18 protein-coding genes are annotated in these 15,481 nt (G+C 61.6%); 7 read left to right on the forward strand and 11 right to left on the reverse strand.

Annotation, left to right across the window (positions count from 1 at the left end; genetic code table 11):
- Positions 1-52 precede the first annotated feature (52 nt).
- From LQT98_RS15935 to minC, 4 genes are read right to left on the reverse strand one after another with little or no spacing between them, the layout of a single operon-like run.
- Positions 53-991 carry a LysR substrate-binding domain-containing protein gene (locus tag LQT98_RS15935; RefSeq protein WP_231463458.1) on the reverse strand — a complete coding sequence of 313 codons (939 nt, stop codon included), beginning with the start codon at positions 989-991 and terminating at the stop codon, positions 53-55.
- A 3-nt stretch (positions 992-994) separates the two neighbouring features.
- Positions 995-1,252: a cell division topological specificity factor MinE gene (gene minE, locus LQT98_RS15940; RefSeq protein ID WP_019104116.1), complete on the reverse strand. Its 258-nt coding sequence runs from the start codon at positions 1,250-1,252 to the stop codon at positions 995-997.
- A gap of 3 nt (positions 1,253-1,255) precedes the next feature.
- The gene (minD, locus tag LQT98_RS15945; protein ID WP_048409059.1) at positions 1,256-2,068 is read right to left on the reverse strand and encodes a septum site-determining protein MinD; all 813 of its coding nucleotides are present in this window, start codon (positions 2,066-2,068) and stop codon (positions 1,256-1,258) included.
- A 26-nt stretch (positions 2,069-2,094) separates the two neighbouring features.
- Complete coding sequence (gene minC / locus LQT98_RS15950) at positions 2,095-2,811, reverse strand: septum site-determining protein MinC (RefSeq protein WP_231463460.1); 717 nt, start codon at positions 2,809-2,811, stop codon at positions 2,095-2,097.
- A 32-nt stretch (positions 2,812-2,843) separates the two neighbouring features.
- Between minC and LQT98_RS15955 the strand changes: the two genes are divergently transcribed.
- Positions 2,844-3,080 carry a hypothetical protein gene (locus LQT98_RS15955; protein WP_231463462.1) on the forward strand — a complete coding sequence of 79 codons (237 nt, stop codon included), beginning with the start codon at positions 2,844-2,846 and terminating at the stop codon, positions 3,078-3,080.
- Positions 3,081-3,193: 113 nt separating this feature from the next.
- Entirely contained in the window at positions 3,194-3,760 is a 567-nt protein-coding gene (locus tag LQT98_RS15960) for a phasin family protein (RefSeq protein ID WP_048409057.1), read from the forward strand.
- Positions 3,761-3,807: 47 nt separating this feature from the next.
- Here LQT98_RS15960 and LQT98_RS15965 read toward each other — a convergent pair whose 3' ends face one another.
- Both LQT98_RS15965 and ppa read right to left on the reverse strand, forming a co-directional pair.
- Positions 3,808-4,533, reverse strand: coding sequence for a hypothetical protein (locus LQT98_RS15965; RefSeq protein WP_231463464.1), 726 nt, complete (start codon positions 4,531-4,533; stop codon positions 3,808-3,810).
- A gap of 290 nt (positions 4,534-4,823) precedes the next feature.
- The gene (gene ppa / locus LQT98_RS15970) at positions 4,824-5,351 is read right to left on the reverse strand and encodes an inorganic diphosphatase (RefSeq protein WP_048409055.1); all 528 of its coding nucleotides are present in this window, start codon (positions 5,349-5,351) and stop codon (positions 4,824-4,826) included.
- A gap of 131 nt (positions 5,352-5,482) precedes the next feature.
- Here ppa and coq7 point away from each other — a divergent pair, with 131 nt between their 5' ends.
- Positions 5,483-6,103 (forward strand): 2-polyprenyl-3-methyl-6-methoxy-1,4-benzoquinone monooxygenase, encoded by a 621-nt coding sequence (coq7, locus tag LQT98_RS15975; protein WP_048409054.1) that lies wholly within the window; start codon positions 5,483-5,485, stop codon positions 6,101-6,103.
- 131 nt (positions 6,104-6,234) lie between these two features.
- Positions 6,235-6,888, forward strand: coding sequence for a hypothetical protein (locus LQT98_RS15980; RefSeq protein ID WP_231463466.1), 654 nt, complete (start codon positions 6,235-6,237; stop codon positions 6,886-6,888).
- Between the two features lie 56 nt (positions 6,889-6,944).
- On the opposite strand, the gene LQT98_RS15985 is transcribed toward LQT98_RS15980, so the two are convergent.
- The 4 genes from LQT98_RS15985 to LQT98_RS16000 all read right to left on the reverse strand — a co-directional run bounded on the left by LQT98_RS15985 (position 6,945) and on the right by LQT98_RS16000 (position 11,181).
- A complete protein-coding gene (locus LQT98_RS15985; RefSeq protein ID WP_048409052.1) occupies positions 6,945-7,976 on the reverse strand; it encodes a DUF475 domain-containing protein in 1,032 nt (343 codons plus the stop codon).
- Positions 7,977-8,090: 114 nt separating this feature from the next.
- Entirely contained in the window at positions 8,091-9,314 is a 1,224-nt protein-coding gene (locus LQT98_RS15990; protein WP_231463467.1) for a DUF1615 domain-containing protein, read from the reverse strand.
- Positions 9,315-9,380: 66 nt separating this feature from the next.
- Positions 9,381-10,115: a substrate-binding periplasmic protein gene (locus tag LQT98_RS15995; protein ID WP_231463470.1), complete on the reverse strand. Its 735-nt coding sequence runs from the start codon at positions 10,113-10,115 to the stop codon at positions 9,381-9,383.
- A gap of 358 nt (positions 10,116-10,473) precedes the next feature.
- Entirely contained in the window at positions 10,474-11,181 is a 708-nt protein-coding gene (locus LQT98_RS16000; RefSeq protein WP_231463472.1) for a peptidoglycan DD-metalloendopeptidase family protein, read from the reverse strand.
- A gap of 321 nt (positions 11,182-11,502) precedes the next feature.
- Between LQT98_RS16000 and LQT98_RS16005 the strand changes: the two genes are divergently transcribed.
- The 3 genes from LQT98_RS16005 to tdh all read left to right on the forward strand — a co-directional run bounded on the left by LQT98_RS16005 (position 11,503) and on the right by tdh (position 14,660).
- Positions 11,503-12,189 (forward strand): substrate-binding periplasmic protein, encoded by a 687-nt coding sequence (locus tag LQT98_RS16005; RefSeq protein ID WP_048409048.1) that lies wholly within the window; start codon positions 11,503-11,505, stop codon positions 12,187-12,189.
- A gap of 196 nt (positions 12,190-12,385) precedes the next feature.
- Positions 12,386-13,585, forward strand: coding sequence for a glycine C-acetyltransferase (locus tag LQT98_RS16010; RefSeq protein ID WP_231463476.1), 1,200 nt, complete (start codon positions 12,386-12,388; stop codon positions 13,583-13,585).
- 49 nt (positions 13,586-13,634) lie between these two features.
- Positions 13,635-14,660, forward strand: coding sequence for an L-threonine 3-dehydrogenase (gene tdh / locus LQT98_RS16015; protein WP_231463478.1), 1,026 nt, complete (start codon positions 13,635-13,637; stop codon positions 14,658-14,660).
- Between the two features lie 319 nt (positions 14,661-14,979).
- Here tdh and LQT98_RS16020 read toward each other — a convergent pair.
- Positions 14,980-15,481, reverse strand: a 502-nt coding sequence (locus tag LQT98_RS16020) for an SPOR domain-containing protein (RefSeq protein WP_231463480.1), incomplete at its 5' end; no start/stop codon positions are given.

Consider the following 15,481-nt stretch of genomic DNA (forward strand, 5'->3'; position numbering starts at 1 on the left):
GGCGGAAAAAAACCGCTGCGATGCGCAGCGGTTTGTCCGAGTGGTGTGGCGCTTATTGCAGCGGCGCTTCGCCTTCCAGCATCGCCACGCCTTCCAGGCCGGAGCGGAACACCGCCTGCTGCAGGGTGTCGATCGCTTTCTTGCGGAAGAACTGCTTGCGGGTCACCAGCAGCACGCGGCGTTGCGGTGCCGGCGCCTTGAACGGCACCACCGACAACAGCGATTCGTCGGTAGGACCTATCGAGGTCGATGGCATCACGGTGACGCCCATGCCGCTGGCCACCATGTGGCGGATGGTGTTCAGCGAGCTGCCCTGCAGATTGGCGGCCAGCGTGCCGCCGTGGCTCTGCCGGCTGGCCAGGTCGCTGCAGGCCTGCAGCACCTGATCGCGGAAGCAGTTGCCCTGGGTCAGCAGCAAGACGCTTTCATCGGCCAACTGGCCGGCGGAAATGCCCGCCAGTTTTTCCCAGGGATGGCCCTTGGGCGTGGCGACGACGAAGGGCTCGTCATACAAGGGGCAGGCCACGGTGCCGGCTTCTTCGAACGGATCGGCGACGATGATGGCGTCCACTTCGCCGCGCTTGAGCATTTCCGAGAGCCGGGAGGTGTAGTTCTCCTCCAGGATCAGCGGCATGTCCGGAGCCAGGATGCGCAGCGCCGGAATCAGCCGCGGCAGCAGATAGGGGCTGATGGTGAAGATCACCCCCAGCTTCAGCGGGCCCACCAGTTCGTTCTGGTGCTCGCCCGCCAGGCGCTTGACGGTCTCGGCCTCTTCTAGCACGCGTTGCGATTGCTCGATGATGCGTTCGCCGATCTCGGTGACGCTGACTTCCTGACCGCCGCGCTCAAACAGCGTGACGCCCAGTTCATCCTCCAGCTTCTTGATGGCGATGGACAGCGTCGGCTGGCTGACGAAGCAGCTTTGCGCGGCGCGGCCGAAGTGGCGTTCCCGCGCCACCGCGACGATGTAACGGAGTTCGGTCAGCGTCATGGCTCAGCGCTGGTGCTCCGGCAGCACGATATTGACTTCCAGCACTTCGAAGTCATCCTGGCGCTCCACTTGCACCTTGATGTCGTCCAGATTGACCGCCACGTATTTGGAAATGACTTCCATCAATTCTCGCTGCAGCGCCGGCAGATAGTCGGGCGCGCTGCGGCCGTTGCGTTCGTGGGCCAGGATGATTTGCAGGCGTTCTCTGGCAATGGCCGCGGTTTTCTGGCGCTTGCCAAAGATCATTTCGATCAGGGACATGACTTAACCTCCAAAGAGGCGCTTCAGAATGCCCACTTTGGGGGCATCGAGGAAACGCATCGGGCGCTCTTCGCCCAGGAAACGGGCCACCACGTCGGAATAGGCGTCGGCAACGTCCGAGCCTTTCAGGTGGATGGCCGGGGTGCCGGAGTTGGAGGCTTGCAGAACGGTCTGCGACTCCGGAATCACGCCCAGCAGCGGCACGCGCAGAATTTCCTTCACATCGTCCACCGACAGCATTTCGCCCTTGTCGACGCGGCCGGCGGAGTAGCGGGTGATCAGCAGGTGTTCCTTGACCGGCTCGCGGCTTTCTTCCGCGCGCTTGGACTTGGAGGACAGAATGCCCAGGATGCGGTCGGAGTCGCGTACCGAGGAAACTTCCGGATTGGTGACGATCAGCGCTTCGTCGGCGAAGTACAGCGCCATCAGCGCGCCTTTTTCAATGCCGGCCGGCGAGTCGCAGACGATGTATTCGAAGCCGGCCTCGGCCAGGTCGTTCAACACCTTTTCCACGCCGTCCAGCGTCAACGCGTCTTTGTCGCGGGTTTGCGAGGCGGGGATGATGTAGAGGTTGTCGCAGTTCTTGTCCTTGATCAGCGCCTGGTTCAGGCTGGCTTCGCCGTTGACGACATTGATCAGGTCATAGACCACGCGGCGTTCGCAACCCATGATCAGGTCCAGGTTGCGCAGGCCGACGTCGAAGTCGATGACGACGGTTTTGTGACCGCGCAACGCCAGGCCGGAGGAGAAGCTGGCACTGGTAGTGGTTTTACCGACGCCACCCTTGCCGGACGTCACAACGATGATTTTTGCCACAGTCGATCCCTTTGAATAATGGCTTGTTACTCGCCGAGCGCGGTCATGACCAGGCGCTCGTTCTCGAGATAGATTTGAGTTGGCTTGCCCAGAATGCTGTCGGGCAAGGCTTGTTCGATAGTTCGATAGACTCCGGCGATGGATACCAGTTCGGCCTCCATGCTGCGAGCGAAAATGCGGGCGCCGGCGTTGCCGCGCGCGCCGGCGAGCGCGCGGCCGCGCAAGGGCGCGTAGATGTGGATATTGCCGTCGGCGATCACTTCCGCGCCGGCGCTGACCATGGCCAGCACGATCAGATCGCAGCCCTTGGCGTAGATTTGCTGGCCGGCGCGCACGGGACGGTCGACGATCATGGCGCCGGTGGCCGGGGCCGGTTCTGGCGCTGCGGGTTTGTCGGCGGGTTCCGGCGCGTTTTGCGCCGAGCGCGCCGGCGTGGCGCTGCTGGTGTAGGCCAGGCCGAACTGGCTGGCGATGCCGGCCAGCGCGGTACTGGGGTGGCGCAGCGCCACCGCGCGGATGCCGCGACGGCTGAGCATGGGCAAGAGGCGGCCGTAGTCCAGTTCCGCCGGGGCGGGCAGGGCTTCCACGTCGAGGACGAAGGCTTCGGCCGGCGCGTCGTGGCCGGTGCCGAAGCGGGCGTCCAGCGCCTGGCTCAATTCTTCCAGGTCGTCAGTGCGCAGCAGGAGCGCCAGCAGATCCAGGCTGGCGGATTTTATGTCGAATGCGTTGGCCGCAGGGCTCATTGTACTTGGCTTTATGTAGATAGATTTATTCTATGGGGCGAGTGTACTGGGTTGCAGACAGGCTTTCAATGGCGTTGCTCAGTTCTGGCGGCAAAGGCCGTAATCGTCCGGTGTGGCGGGCTTTGGCGGTGGCGAGTGTTGCAATTGAGGGAATCGTCGGTGCGGTGCGGAAAAACGGGTTGTCTTGTAATGCTTTTGGAATGTTTGTGTTGCAAAAATGCATGAAAAATAGCAGCTTAGTGGTTTGTGCGTTGCAACATTTTTCTTGACGGGGGCGGTGGCAGCAGCCACAATGGTAATTGTTGCGATGCAACATCATGAGCGCAGGTTAAGTTCGCTGTCGTTGCTGAGCTGTCAATTTTGGATATTTTTAGGAGTTGTCATGTTTACCACTACTCAAGAATTCTCCGCTCTCGGCCAGTCGCAGTTCGACAAGGCCGTGCGTTTCTCCTCCATCGTGCTGGCCGGTGCCGAGCGTCTGGCCGCGCTGCAACTGGAACTGTCGCGCAAGCTGCTGGCCGACAATGCCCAGGCCATCAAGGCCTTGAGCGAAGCCAAGGACCCGAAGGCTTTTGCCGAGGTGCAGAGCAACCTGGCTCAGCCGTCCATCGATCAGGCTTTCTCCGTGGCGCGCAATGTCTACGACGCCGCGCTGGCTACCCAGAATGAGCTGGCCGCTTTTGTCGAAGAGCAGATCGCCGAGGGCAATCAGACCCTGCTGAGCAATCTGGACCGCCTGTCCAAGAACGCACCGGCCGGCTCGGATGCCGCGGTGTCGGCGTTGAAAAGCCTGGTGAACACCTCCAACGCCGCTTTCGAAAGCGTGTCCAAGACCGCCAAGAAAGTCAGCGCGGAAATCGCCGAAGCCAGCGTGGAAGCCGCCACCAATTCGGCCAAGGCTGCCAGCGCCGCCGTCGCCCGTGGCAAGAAGGCGACCAGCGCCGCTTGATGCCTGAGTGTTACCCAATCAAAAAGCCCGCAGCAATGCGGGCTTTTTCAATTTGGCGCCGCGGGGGCATGGGCCGCCAGCGTACTCCATAATTGCTGCCAGGCTTGTTGGCAGCCGCCGGCGGCGACGATCAGGCGTGCCAGGCTGGCCGCGTAATGATGCTGCCGCCACGGCGCTTCCGCGAAGGCCTGGCGCGCAGACGCGGCGTCGGCGTCAAGGCCGTGTCGCTCGAGGTAGCGCAGGGATAGCTGGAGCAGTTTTTCCCATAGTTGCCATTGCCGACGCAGCGCGTTTTCCCAGTCCAGGGCGATCGGTGTGTCCGGTGTCGGCGGCGCATGCTGGCGCAGCATGAACAGCAAGCCTTCCCAGACTTGGCGCGTGTAGCGCGCGCTGCCCACCGGGCCGCAGCGCAGCCAGGCGGCGGGCAGCGGCGCCAGTGCGTCCAGCAGTGCCGCCGCGGCGGCGGATGGCGTCTGTTCCGCGCCCAGCAGCAGCATGAAGCCGAAGTCCCGGCCCAGGGCTTGCCAAGCGCCGTCCAATTCCAGCAACTGCGCGCCATGGTCCTGGCAATGCCGTTGGCGGGGCTGCAGCGCGGCCTGGTGATCGGTGTCGATATTGATCCAGCTGCCGGATGGCAGATAAAAGCCCTGCCAATCGGCGGGCAGCCAGGGCGGAGCGCCGCCGGCGTCGGCAAGCGCAGGCAGCCCCCGGCGAGCCAGCCGTTGCTGGAGCCAGTGCAGTTGCGTTGCTGAGCCTTGGGCGATGTAGGTCACAGTGTTTCCGATTGGGCGACCGGCCGCGTCAAGCGTCGGACGGGTGTGAGTTGCCTTGTTGAAACGATACCCGCAATGCGATGGCGGGTAAAAGTATTATTTATCGTATTTAATAACCATCACTTGCTTTTCTGGAGGCGTCCAGCGGCATCGGACAGCTGCCGACGATTGTAGCAAATCTTGTCGGCATATTGCGCTGCAATATCAGTATTGGCGAATGTGTGGGCGCGGTGGCGGATGGGCATGAAAAAACCGGCGCGGGGCGCCGGTTTGCATTGGGCTCAATGGCCTTATTTTTCGAAGCGGGCGATGCCGTCAACCAGCTCGGCCTTGGCGTCGTCCAGCGTGCCCCAGCCTTGTACCTTGACCCACTTGCCTTTTTCCAGGTCCTTGTAGTGCTCGAAGAAGTGCACCATCTGGTTGCGCAGCAGTTCCGGCAGGTCTTCCAGCTTCTGGATGGACTTGTACATCGGGCACAGTTTTTCCACCGGGACAGCCACCAGCTTGGCGTCAACGCCGGACTCGTCTTCCATCTTGATCATGCCCAGCGCGCGGCAGCGCACTACCACGCCCGGCGGCAGCGGGAACGGAGTCACCACCAGCACGTCAACCGGGTCGCCGTCGCCGGCCAGGGTTTGTGGCACGAAACCGTAGTTGGCCGGGTACATCATGGAGGTGCCCATGAAACGGTCAACCACCAGCGCATTCCAGTCCTTGTCGAATTCGTACTTGATCGGAGCGGCGTTGGCGGAGATTTCGATTACGACGTTGAAGTCGCCCGGCATGTCTTTGCCAGGACCGATGCTTGCGAGATCCATCAGCGGGAATCCTTGTAGAGCGTTAAACACAGAGTTTCGATAAACCCGGCGATTATAGCAGCAGCTGCCGCGCTGCGTATCGGCCGGGTATAATCGCCGGCGATTGTGTCAGCGCGAGAAAGAACGGATAGATGTTGGACAAATGGATAGTCGAGTTCGACAAGGGCCTGCGCACCCTGTTTGCGCCCGCGCAGAGCCTGCGCCCGCACCCGGACGCGGAACTGGAAGAGACTGAGCTGGAGGCGCAGGAAAAGCAGCATGCCTTGGGCTTGATGCGGGTAAACCACTGCGGCGAAGTGTGCGCTCAGGCTTTGTACCAGGGCCAGGCCTTGACCGCGCGCACGCCGCAGGCGCGCGACGCCCTGCGCCTGGCGGCGCAGGAGGAGGTGGAGCATCTGGCCTGGACCGAGCGGCGCATACGCGAGCTGGGCGGGCGCCCCAGTCTGTTCAACCCGCTGTGGTATACCGGCTCGCTGGCGATAGGCGTGGCAGCCGGGGTCTTGGGCGACAAGTGGAATCTCGGCTTCCTGGAGGAAACCGAGCAGCAGGTGGGCGCGCATCTGGACAGCCACCTGGCCTTGTTGCCGGAAGGGGATGCCAAGAGCCGCGCCATCGTCACGCAGATGCGCGATGATGAGCTCAAGCACGCCGACATGGCCCATGAGTTGGGCGCGGCCACGCTGCCGGCTCCAGTCAAGAGCGCGATGAAGCTGTCCGCCAAATTGATGACCGGAGCCAGTTACCGTTGCTAGCGTTTCAATGAAAACCCTGGTTTAATATATATTTACATCTTTCCGCTGCGACTGGGACGATGGCTGCCGATATTGGAAAGCGAGGCTGAGGCCGGGGTTGACCCCAGTCATCCTTTATCAGGGAGAGCGCCATGTCACTCGGATCGATCAATAGCAGCTCCAGTTCGTTTTACGCCCAGTTTTCCTTGCAGGAGAGTGTGTCCCTTTCCAGCGGCCCGTCAAGTGAGGGTGGCGGGCAGGTGCAAGGCCATGGCGGCCATCACCACCATGGCGGTGGCGGTTTTGAACAGAGCGTGCTGCAGGCCTTGCAGCAGGCGGGCATCAATGTGCCGGGCACTTCCTCGGCCACGTCTTCCTCGACCGCCACAGCGAGCAGCGGTTCGGATGCCGACGCTGACGGCTCCAGTTCCGCTGGCGGGGTGCGCCAAGCGCTTCACTCCTTCATGCATGCCTTGTTTCAAGCGGTGGGCCAGCAAGGCTCAGGGTCTGAATCGGCATCCACGGACCAGGATGGCTCGGGAGGCGATGCCTCCGGTCCCAGTTCGCCATTCGGCAACTTCCAGACCAATTTGCAGCAACTGCTGCAAGATATGGCGAATGGCACGCAGAGCGACGCCACCAGCGCGCTGAGCAGCGCGTTCCAGAACTTGCAGCAAGCGCTGGGCAACTCAGGCTCTGGTCAGAGCCAGTCCTCCTTGCAGTCCTTCTTGCAGAATCTAAGCCAGGATTTATCGCAGAATGCAGCGAATGCGGGGATAGGCGCGGTGGTGAACACCTCGGCTTGAGCGGGAAAACGTTTGTCGACGGGCCCGCATGCGGGCCCGTTTGCTTTAAACCTGTTTTAGCGGCGGCGATGTTTGGACGGCAGGCTGGTGACAATGCCTAGGCCGATGATGACGACACTGATCAGACCTGTGGTCACTTCACCCAGCTCGATGTGGAGAGCGGCGGCGAACATGATGGCGACCAGGGCGGCGATTGCCCAGAACGCCGAGGTTTCCAGGTATTTGAACTGGCCGATGATATTGCGCTCCACCAGCAGTATGGTCATTGAGCGCACGAACATCGCGCCGATGCCAAGGCCGGCGGCGATCAGCCAGAAATTATTGGTGATGGCGAAGGCGGCGATGACGCCATCCATGGAAAAGCTGGCATCCAGTGTTTCCAGGTAGACGAAGCCGATCAGGCCGTTCTTGGCCGCTGCGGTCTGAATGTCCATGCCGCCGAACAGCTGCTTGAACGCATGCAGCGCCATGAATACCACATAGCCCCAGAAGCAACTGCTGAGGAACTCCAGTTTCTGGCCTTCGGGGATTGCCGCCGTCACCAGCGCGATCAGCAGGATGGCGAGCAGCGACTGTGCGTTCTCCACCGAACCCAGCCGCGCCAGCAGCGGCTCGATGGCCGGCAGCCAGTGTTCGTCTTTTTCCTTCTTGACGAAATATTCCACCACCACCATCAACAGGAAGGTGGCGCCGAAGCCCATGATCATCAGGTGGGAGTCATGCATGATCTGCTGGTAGCGCTGCGGTTCGCGGGTGGCGATGGCAAAGGCTTCCAACAGCGGCGTGTCGCCGGCTACGGACACGATCAGCAGCGGAAACAGAATGCGCATGCCGAACACCGCCACCGCGATGCCCAGGGTCATGAAGATATTGCGCCACAGCGGGCTCATCGCCTGCAGCACCGTGGCGTTGACCACGGCATTGTCGAAGGACACGCTGGTTTCCAATATCGCCAGCACCAGGGCGGTGACGAGAAAAGAGCCGGCCACGGCGGGGCCGCCGACTTGAAAACCGTACCAGCCGGTGGCGGCCAGCACGATGGCGCTGAACAGCAGCGATCCGGTGAAGTAAGAGAGCGTGGTGCGCATGATGATTTCTAGCTGTTGTCAGGCCGGGCCAAGGCGCCCGGCATCCCCGCCGCAAAGCGGGGTTTGCGGCGATTATAGCAGCCCGGCTGTCAACGCTCAGGCCGCGCGGAGGTGTCAGCGCGCGCGTTCCAGGCAGCGCTGATAGCGGCCATCGACGCGTTTGGCGAACCATTCCGTGGTCAGCTTGCGGGTGATCTTGGGGCTTTTCAGATCGATCTGCGGCAGTTGCTCGCGCGCCGCGGGCTTGCCGAAGCGCTGGTCCGCCAGCGCATAGGTTTTGCGGTAGAGCTCGCTTTGGCCAAAGGCGGCGCTTTTTTCCAGTTTAAGGTCGCGCATAATCTCGCCCTGCCCCATGCCCAGCTTGCCGCCCAGGCTGATGACCGCGCTCTGGGTGGCGCTGGCATAGACCCTGCCGTCCTTGTAGCTAAGCAGATCGCCGTCCAGCGTCAGATCCTTGCCGCTGAGTTTTTCCATCACGGCTTGGAAGGCTGCGTTGCGGCTGCTGTAGCGGCCGGCGTTGAAATCGGCGAAACGGTACAGCATCTGGCTATATGGCGCCGGGTATTGCAGCAGGATGGCGGCACCGAAATAAACGCCGCCACGGCGGGTGAACACTTCCTGGCGCACACTGCCGCTACGCGGATAGGGGTAGGGCCAGACTTTGACGTGGCCATCGGCGAATTCGACGCTGACCTGCATCGGGCCGCCGGTGCGGATCGGGTTCTTCATATTCATCGGCAGGCCCAGCTTGCTGGCCTCGCGCGCCATGTCCTCGAACAAATCGTTCATTTCCCGCTCGGTGCGCAGGCCGTCGATGCGCGCTTTGTAACTCTTGCCGTTGGGCGAGGTTTTCAGCAAGGCCGCTTTCACCACCGGTAGCGGAATCAGATAACCGTGGGCACGCTCGGCTATCTTGTCCCAGACAATGGCGGGCAGATTGGGCACGGTGGGGTCGGCCTGCCAACTGGACTCTTGTTCGATCACCGCCGCCAGTGCGCAGAAATTCTCCGCGGTGTAGGGGATTTTCAGGTGGGTGAAGGCCGAGAGCATGTCGTTGCTCCAGCCCTGACGGTCGCGAATCTTGGGCGGCAGCACGCGATTGAGCAAGAGCCGCCCGGCCTGAGGGTCGCTGTAGGCGGGGCGGGGAGGCTGCACCGCCGCTGGTGGGGTGGCTGTCGGCGCTTCAAGCGGTTGCAGCGCATCCGGCTCCGGTGGGGGCGCGGACGGCGCCACAATGATGGGGGCGGAGGGGGCAGCAGGCTGAGCGGGCCGACTCACATTGGCGCAGGCGCTCAGCAGGGCCGGCAGCAGGGCGAACAGCAGCAAGGATGGTTTCACGGTAGCGGGGCGGAACGAAATCAAACCGTGAAGGTTAGGCCATCTCGCCGTCATCGGCAATCGCGGCTAGGGGTTCTGGTAACGATTCACAATCTGCTTGTAAACACCGTTCTTTTGAATCGCGCGCAGGCCGTGGTTGAACTCATCCTTCAGTGTCGCGCTACGGAAGGCCATCCGGTACAGGGTGGGCGCGAACAGGCGATGAATGTCCACCGGCGCGGTTTTTTCCTTGAATTGGCTGCTCAGTTTGTGATTCATCCAGGCGAAGATATTGCGATCGGCCACCACCACGTCCACCGAGCCTCTGAATAGCAGCCGGTTCTGATCCACCTGGTTGGCGGTCTCGGCATAATTGGGATTGGCCTTGGCCATCTCTTTGTAGGCGGGACCCAGGTATTGCTTGGCTAGGGAGAAGGCCAGCACGCGATAGGCGCCCAGTTCCTTGGGGTTGTGCAGCTGGATATGCCTGCTGGCCAGAGTGATGGCCACATCTTCGTAGCTGATGTAAACGTCGGAATACTCGGCCAGCAAGCCGGCCTGTTCGCCCACGGTCGCCACCGCGTCGATGTCTTTGCTCTTCATCGCCATCGGCAGGCGTGGTTGGGAGAAGAATACCGGTTCGATCAGATAGCCGCGCTCTTGCAGCGCGGCGCTCACGATTTCGAGTTCCAGGCCGGTCTTGCCGCCCTCCATCACATAAGGCTCCAGGGATTCGCCGAACGCCACCTTGATGGTCTTCTGAGCCCAGGCTTGGGCGGCGAGGGCCAGCAACATGCTGCCAAGTATCAGTATCCGCCGCATTGGCTTGCCTTCTTGCGTCCGCTTTGCGCCGCCGCAGTGTGCGGCGCCGGCGGCTTGGGTTGTTGCGTCTATTGTACAGAGTGGCTAAGAACCTGTTCAAAGTCTGCCGCGCTTCGTGAAGCGTTGAACGGTGAATACAAGCTCAAAATGCTCATGTACCACGTGTACATTCCGCTTTTTCGCTCGTTTTCGCCTCGTCTCGCTCATGCTCGCGAGACTTTGAACAGGTTCTAACAAAAATCAGTTCTACGGCAGAGGCAATGCGCCGACACAGACTACACCGTGGCAGCTTGTTGGCAACTCTAAAGTATTGTGAGCGCCGGACGGCGAGCAGACAAGCGCCGCGTCTCCGGTGGTGTCAGTCGGCCAGATAGGGCATGGGGTCGACCGCCGCCGCGCGGACGCGCAATTCAAAATGCAGTTTGACCCGGTTGGCCCCGGAGTTGCCCATGGTGGCGATGGCATCGCCGGTCTTGACTGTCTGCCCTTCCTTGACCAGCAGGGATTGATTGTGAGCATAGACGGTGAGGTGGGCGTTGTCATGCTGGATGATCAGCAGATTCCCGTAGCTGCGGATGCCTTTGCCGGAGTAGGTGACCTTGCCGGATGCTGCTGCGCGTATGGTGGCGCCGGCGTCGCCGGCGATGTCTATGCCCTTGCTGCCCTGGCCGTTGAATTTGGCGATGACGGGTCCTTTGACCGGCCAGGCCAGTTTGATGCTGGCCACCGGCTTGGGGGCCGGTTTGCTGGGTTCGGAGGCCGCGGGCTTGCTTGCTGGCCGGCCAGGCGGCTGGCGTCCTGGTTTGCCCGACGCCTGCGTGGCTCCGGCGGGGGGCGATACGCGAAGCAACTGCCCGGCATTGATGCTGGAAGGGTCCTTGAGGTTGTTCCAGCGCACCAGGTTGGCCACGCTGACCCGGTTATTTTGGGCGATGCGGAACAGGGTGTCTCCAGGCTTGACCCGGTAAAAACCGGCAGATTCGACCGCCGCGGGCTGCGAGGTGCTGGCGCAGGCGGCGAGCAGTAAGGTCAGAGAACTGGAGATGAGGAGGGCGCGCAAGGACATGGCGCGGATTTTAGCATCGCGAGCGGTGGCTGCGCGCTTTCCGCGCGCAAATGCCGCTGGCTGAACTAAAAATCATGTTAAGGACTGCTAAGAACCTGTTCAAAGTCTCGCGAGCAAGGGCGAGACAAAGCGAAAACCGCTGAGAAGGCGGAAGGTACTCGTGGTACATGAGCATTTCGAAGCGGTACTCACCGTGCCACGTCTCACGAAGCGCAGCAGATTTTGAACAGGTTCTAACAGGTGTGATGTCTGGCGGTGGCTGGGGACATGGGCTGCGGAGGGAGAGGAATGAGGCTGGGGTGCTTGCTGGGCTTGTGGAGCATGACGGTTTTGGCGGCGGAAGCGCCTGTACTGTCGGTTTATAGCGTGGAATACCCGCCGCTGGTGATGAAGGGCGACGCCGGCAGGTCAAGTGGCATCGCCGTCGAGGTCATCGCTCAGGCGGCGCTGCTGGCCGGGCTTGGCGTGCGCATGCCGGAAATGCCGTGGAAACGCGCCCAACTGCAAGTGCAACAGGATGCGGACAGCTGTCTGATTCCGTTCACCCGCTCCCCGGAGCGGGAAAAACTGTATCGCTGGGTAGGCTTGGTGTTGGAAAGCAACCAGTCCTTCTTCATCAATACTCATCGTTCGCTGGTGTTGAATACCCTTGATGACGTCAGAGGCAAGCGCGTGGTGGCGCTGCTGGGCTCGTCTGTGGCGGATTATTTAAGAAAAAACAATATCCCGTTCTCGGTGCTGCCAACGCCGGAAGAGGCGGAGCGTGAACTGGCGGCGGGGGTGGCGGATATCTGGGCAGTGCATGATGTGGTGGCCGCTTACACCATCAAGCAAGTGGGAGCGCCGGCTGGAAACTTCCGCGAAGGGCTGCGGATGCAGTCTACCGGCATTTACCTGGCTTGCAGTCTCAAAATGCCGGATGCTACGGCGCTGAAGCTGAGTCGGGCATTTCAGCAACTGCGCGAAAATGGAAAGCTGGAAAAGATTGTCGCCAAGTATTTGAAGTGAAGATTGTCCAAACGCGGTATCGATGGTGACAGTGCTGGTTTGGATTAAGCTTGGCTGGGTACAGTATCCGGGAAAATCGCCAGTAACTGTCACTGATCGCTGTTAAATGACTGGGCTAGAATGGTGCCAGTTTTGAGTTGTCATGAATTTGGCGGCTCGATTGGGATTCTTTTGTCATCACAGGACAAGGACAGTCATGAACCGTACCTACTTAGCCCATCTTGAGGCCACGCTGGCGCAGATCCGCGCCGACGGATTCGAAAAGCCCGAGCGCGTCATCGCCACGCCGCAGCGCGCGGACATCGCGTTGAGCAATGGCAGCCATGTATTGAATTTCTGCGCCAACAACTACCTGGGCCTGGCCGACGATCCACGCCTGGTGGCAGCGGCCAAGCAGGGCATGGACGACTACGGCTACGGCTGCGCCTCCGTCCGTTTCATCTGCGGCACCCAGCAAGTGCACAAGGATCTGGAGCAGGCGATTTCCGGCTTCCTGGGCACCGATGACACCATCCTGTACTCCAGTTGCTTCGATGCTAACGGCGGTGTGTTCGAAACCCTGTTGGGCGAAGAAGACGCGGTGATTTCCGATGAGCTCAATCACGCGTCCATCATCGACGGCGTGCGCCTGTCCAAGGCCAAGCGCTTCCGTTACAAGAACAACGACATGGCCGATCTGGAGGCGCAGCTGGTCGCCGCTGAGCAGGCCGGCGCGCGCTTCAAGCTGATCGTTACGGACGGCGTGTTTTCCATGGACGGCATCATCGCCGATCTGAAAACCTTGTGCGAAGTGGCCGAACGCCATGGCGCGCTGGTGATGGTGGACGATTCCCACGCCGTCGGCTTCATCGGCGACAGCGGTGCTGGCACTCCGGAACTGTGCGGCGTCGCTGATCGCATCGATATCTATACCGGCACCCTGGGCAAGGCCCTGGGCGGCGCGTCCGGCGGCTATGTGTCCGGCCGCAAGGCCATCATCGACTTGCTGCGCCAGCGCTCGCGTCCCTACCTGTTCTCCAATACCCTGGCGCCAGCCATTGCCGCCGCCAGCCTGGAGGTACTGAACATTCTCAAGGGTGGCGAGGGCGCCGAGCTACGCGCCAAGGTGCGCCGCAACGCTGAAGTGTTCCGCCAGGAAATGAGCGCGGCGGGCTTTACTCTGGTGCCGGGTCAGCACCCCATCGTGCCGGTGATGCTGGGCGATGCGCGGCTGGCCGGCGAGATGGCGGCCAAGCTGTTGGAGGAAGGAGTGTACGTGATCGGCTTCTCCTTCCCGGTGGTGCCCAAGGGCAAGGCGCGCATCCGTACCCAAATGTCGGCTCGCCACAGTGAAGAACAGGTTAGGCTGGCTGTGGCGGCTTTCATCAAAGTCGGCCGTGAACTGGGCGTGATCTGAGGCGTAGCGCCGCGCGCCCGGGCGGGCGCAGCGGCGGATAGGAATAGAAATGAAAGCATTATCCAAACTGAAGGCCGAACGCGGCCTGTGGATGACCGATGTGGCCAAGCCGGAAATCGGCCATAACGATCTGCTGATCCGTATTCGCAAGACCGCGATCTGTGGAACGGACATCCATATCTGGAACTGGGATGACTGGGCGCAGAAAACCATTCCGGTGCCGATGCATGTAGGCCATGAATACGTTGGCGTGATCGAGGAAATCGGCTCGGAAGTGCAGGGTTTCAGCATAGGTCAGCGCGTGTCTGGCGAAGGGCACATCACCTGTGGCCATTGCCGCAACTGTCGCGCCGGCCGCCGCCACCTGTGCCGCAACACCTTCGGCGTGGGCGTCAATCGCGAGGGCGCGTTCGCCGAATACCTGGTGATTCCAGCCTTCAACGCCTTCCCGATTCCGGATGACATTTCCGACGATCTGGCGTCCATCTTCGACCCCTTCGGCAATGCGGTGCATACCGCGCTGAGCTTCAACCTGGTGGGAGAGGACGTGCTGATCACCGGAGCGGGTCCGATCGGCATCATGGCGGTGGCGATTGCGCGCCATGTCGGCGCGCGCCATGTGGTGATCACCGATGTGAACGAATACCGCTTGGAACTGGCGCGCAAAATGGGCGCGACGCGGGCGGTGAACGTGGCCAAGCAGGACCTGAAACAGGTGATGGCCGAGTTGCACATGACCGAGGGCTTCGACGTCGGCCTGGAGATGTCCGGCAATCCGCAGGCCTTCCGCCAGATGCTGGACACCATGAACCACGGCGGCAAGGTCGCGCTGCTGGGCATTCCGCCGGCGGACACCGCCATTGACTGGAATCATGTGATCTTCAAGGGCCTGGAAATCAAGGGCATCTACGGTCGCGAGATGTTTGAAACCTGGTACAAGATGGTGGCCCTGATCCAGTCCGGTCTGGACATCACTCCCATCATCACCCATCACTTCCCGGTGGATGCGTTTGAACAGGGTTTCGAAGCGATGCTGTCCGGGCAGAGCGGCAAGGTGATTCTGGACTGGAGTTGATGCCCTTACCGGTTGGCAAGCCCTCTCCGCGGCGCGGGGAGGGCTTTTTTGTTTGGGTCGTGGCGTCTTGATGAATTCTTGAGACTGTTTGGGCTTGGCGCTGCCGTCGCGGGAGAATGGCCGGGCAAGGGGAGAAGGGCGGCTGCCTACGGGAGGCCGGTCTTGTTCCAATTGTCTGAGTGAGCCAGAGCTTTCCCCCGCGCCTTGGGCGCGGGGGATTTTTTTTGCCCGGGTTCTTGTCAGCGCCTATTCATGATTGGGCGGTTCGAAATCGACGCTCATCGCGCAATGTGTCGACCAACGCAATCGTGGGCTGCTGTTACTGGTTGGCCGGCGCCAGCAGCGGCGCGTATCCCAGGCCGCGCAGTTTCTCCATGGTCTCGTCGGCCTCGGCCCGGCTCTTGAACGGGCCAACCTGAACCCGGGTCACCGTGTGCGCGGGGATGCCGTGTTGCTTGAGTTCCTTGACCAGCTTCTCGGCGTTGCCGATGCTGGAAAACAGGCCCAACTGTACTTGGTAGCCGATGGAAGTACCGGCGGGGCGCGCCTTGTTTGGGCTTTCCTTGGCTGGGGGCGCGGCCGGCGTTGCGGCTTTGTCGCTTGGAGCGGCGGCGCTTTTCGCCATGGGCGCCGGCTGCGGAGCGGCGACCGGCGTCGCGGTCCGCTCGCTCGGTGCCGCTGCGTTTTTGGCTGCGGGCGCCTGTGCATGGGGCGCTGCGGCACCTTGGGCATGCTCCTGCGCGCGCGGGGCCGGGCGGTTGTTGACCACGGCCGGCGTTTTATCCAGGTCCGGCGCGCTTGGGCTGGCCGCGCTGGGAGAG

The sequence above is a fragment of the Chromobacterium aquaticum genome, assembly GCF_021129195.1.
GTDB lineage: Bacteria > Pseudomonadota > Gammaproteobacteria > Burkholderiales > Chromobacteriaceae > Chromobacterium > Chromobacterium aquaticum.